Source organism: Pseudoalteromonas sp. PS5 (assembly GCF_004103255.1).
GTDB lineage: Bacteria > Pseudomonadota > Gammaproteobacteria > Enterobacterales > Alteromonadaceae > Pseudoalteromonas > Pseudoalteromonas peptidolytica.
In genome coordinates this window covers 1-2,233 of the sequence record NZ_RCSQ01000256.1, presented here as the reverse complement: position 1 = coordinate 2,233, position 2,233 = coordinate 1, and the positions used below count along the sequence as shown (strand labels likewise).

3 protein-coding genes and 1 pseudogene are annotated in these 2,233 nt (G+C 42.4%); 3 read left to right on the top strand and 1 reads right to left on the bottom strand.

What is annotated here, in order from left to right; genetic code table 11:
- Positions 1 to 277: pseudogene (locus tag D9603_RS21510) on the bottom strand (signal recognition particle-docking protein FtsY); the annotation flags it as partial.
- A 262-nt stretch (positions 278 to 539) separates the two neighbouring features.
- On the opposite strand from D9603_RS21510, the gene rsmD reads away from it, so the two are divergent.
- From rsmD to D9603_RS21495, 3 genes are all read left to right on the top strand, one after another.
- Positions 540 to 1,124, top strand: a complete 585-nt coding sequence (gene rsmD / locus D9603_RS21505) for a 16S rRNA (guanine(966)-N(2))-methyltransferase RsmD (protein WP_125252103.1) — start codon at positions 540 to 542, stop codon at positions 1,122 to 1,124.
- Positions 1,125 to 1,299: 175 nt separating this feature from the next.
- The gene (rpsU, locus tag D9603_RS21500) at positions 1,300 to 1,515 is read left to right on the top strand and encodes a 30S ribosomal protein S21 (protein WP_010362466.1); all 216 of its coding nucleotides are present in this window, start codon (positions 1,300 to 1,302) and stop codon (positions 1,513 to 1,515) included.
- A gap of 20 nt (positions 1,516 to 1,535) precedes the next feature.
- Positions 1,536 to 1,982 carry a GatB/YqeY domain-containing protein gene (locus D9603_RS21495; protein WP_125252104.1) on the top strand — a complete coding sequence of 149 codons (447 nt, stop codon included), beginning with the start codon at positions 1,536 to 1,538 and terminating at the stop codon, positions 1,980 to 1,982.
- Positions 1,983 to 2,233: the final 251 nt, after the last annotated feature.

Genomic DNA, 2,233 nt, shown 5'->3' with positions numbered 1-2,233 from the left:
GTTGTGCTTGGCGCTCTGCTTCTGCACGCTCAGCGGCTTCTTTCGCCAGTTGTGCTTGGCGCTCTGCCTCTTCACGCTCAGCTGCTTCTTTGGCTAGTTGGGCTTGGCGCTCTGCCTCTGCTCGCTCAGCGGCTTCTTTAGCCTGTTGGGCTTGGCGTTCAGCCTCTTCACGTTCTGCTTGCTCTTTGGCTAGTTGTGCCTCACGTTCTGCTTCTTGTTGCGCTTTATCGGATTTTCCAAAGCCTAACCAAGATAAAAACTTATTTTTTTTTCCCATATTCACTTACGACCGTGTTAGATAAATTGCATAAACCCAAAGCAAAGTGTCGATGATCTTGATACCATACTTGAAAATACCAACCTGCTTAGACTTATTGCTGCAAGTTGGATTGAATTCACACTTAATTTTGAGCTTGAAAGGCAAGCCGAGGTTGGCAACCTTAGTGCTTAGACAAAATTGTGAGCAAGTGTACCATGTTCCGTGAGGATGAAAAATCCTGATACCGTGAACCTTTAATAAAGAAGCAAATTACGTCGCTATGAGAAAATCTAAGCCCAAATCTAATCCTAAGCAATCAGGTTTCATTCGCTTAATTAGCGGAAAACACAAAGGTCGTAAATTACCTGTTCATGATGTAGAGGGACTGCGTCCAACCACCGACAGAATGAAAGAAACGGTATTTAATTGGCTTATGCAAGATGTTAGAGATGCCAAAGTGCTGGATTGTTTTGCAGGTGCAGGAAGCTTAGGCTTTGAAGCAATATCTCGGTTTGCAGCCCATGGAACATTTATTGAACTTGATAGAAAGGCAGCAACTCAACTTACAGCTAATTCGACCTTACTCAAGCTCGGTAATGTTGAAGTTATAAATCAAGATGCACTGACGGTGTTAGCGAACAATCCGCAACAACAGCAATATGATTTGGTGTTTATCGACCCCCCTTTTCGTAAAAACTTGGTCTCACCGTGCTGTGCATTGCTTGAATCAAGTCATTGGCTTAGTGAAGAAGCTTTAATTTATGTTGAGTTTGAGCAAGATGCGCAGCCAGATATTCCTTCTAACTGGAAAATAAAAAAGGAAAAGCAGGCAGGACAAGTGATTTGCCGCCTTTACCAACGGTAAATTATCCGAAAAAACCTAGACCAGAGCGTCACATGACAGAGACTCTGTGTTTAGCTATAATTTAAGCTTTACATGCGGTCTTGCTTCAGATTACAATACCGCACCATTTTTGAACCAATTGGCTAGTTTTTAGCCAGATAGAGCTAAGCTCATTAATTAGGTAGGTGAATTTTTAATGCCAGTAATTAAAGTAAGAGAAAACGAGCCGTTTGACGTTGCACTACGTCGTTTCAAACGTTCATGTGAAAAAGCAGGTATCCTTTCTGAAGTTCGTCGTCGCGAGCACTATGAGAAGCCAACTGCTGAGCGTAAGCGTAAAAAAGCTGCAGCTGTTAAGCGTCACATGAAAAAGCTTTCTCGCGAAAACGCACGTCGCGTTAAATTATACTAATTAGTATTGGTCTTGTATCAATGAGCTTATTAGTTACGCTAAAAGACGCGCAAAAAGAAGCGATGAAAGCCAAAGACAAACTTCGTCTTGGCGCGATTCGTGCGGTACTTGCTGAAATTAAACAGCGAGAAATCGATAACCAAACGACACTAGATGATGCAGGAATAACTGCTGTTTTAGTTAAATTGGTAAAGCAGCGTCGCGATTCTTATACCCAGTACAAAGATGCAGGGCGTGAAGACTTAGCTGAAATCGAAGCTACTGAAATTAGCGTACTTGAGACTTTCCTTCCTAAACCACTTAGTGAAGATGAAATCATTGAGCTAATTGATGCCGTGATTGCACAAACTGGTGCAGCTGGTATGCAAGACATGGGCAAAGTTATGGGCGCTATCAAGGCAAAAGCTGAAGGTCGTGCTGACATGGGCAAAATGTCTGGTTTAATCAAACAGAGACTTACTGCCTAAGCCCACATACAAATGTATGATTGAAAGTGAACCGAGCCTTGTGCTCGGTTTCTTCGTTTTAGGCGTCACGCATATCAATGCAGCGCTGATAATAGCAATTTTCTTAATTAAGTGGTCTATTTTGAGGCGAGGAAATCTTGTCGATAACTCCGCTACCGCGTCCTGCTATCGCTTTGGTACCTACATCCATAGGCAAGGCAAGAATTTTGCTATTTAGTTGTTCTAAATGAGAAATTTTTAACGCGGTTAGC

Excerpts from the sequence above, each read along its gene's own strand:
- rsmD (WP_125252103.1), top strand. The coding sequence starts at position 540 with ATGAGAAAATCTAAGCCCAAATCTAATCCTAAGCAATCAGGTTTCATT.
- rpsU (WP_010362466.1), top strand. The coding sequence starts at position 1,300 with ATGCCAGTAATTAAAGTAAGAGAAAACGAGCCGTTTGACGTTGCACTA.
- D9603_RS21495 (WP_125252104.1), top strand. The coding sequence starts at position 1,536 with ATGAGCTTATTAGTTACGCTAAAAGACGCGCAAAAAGAAGCGATGAAA.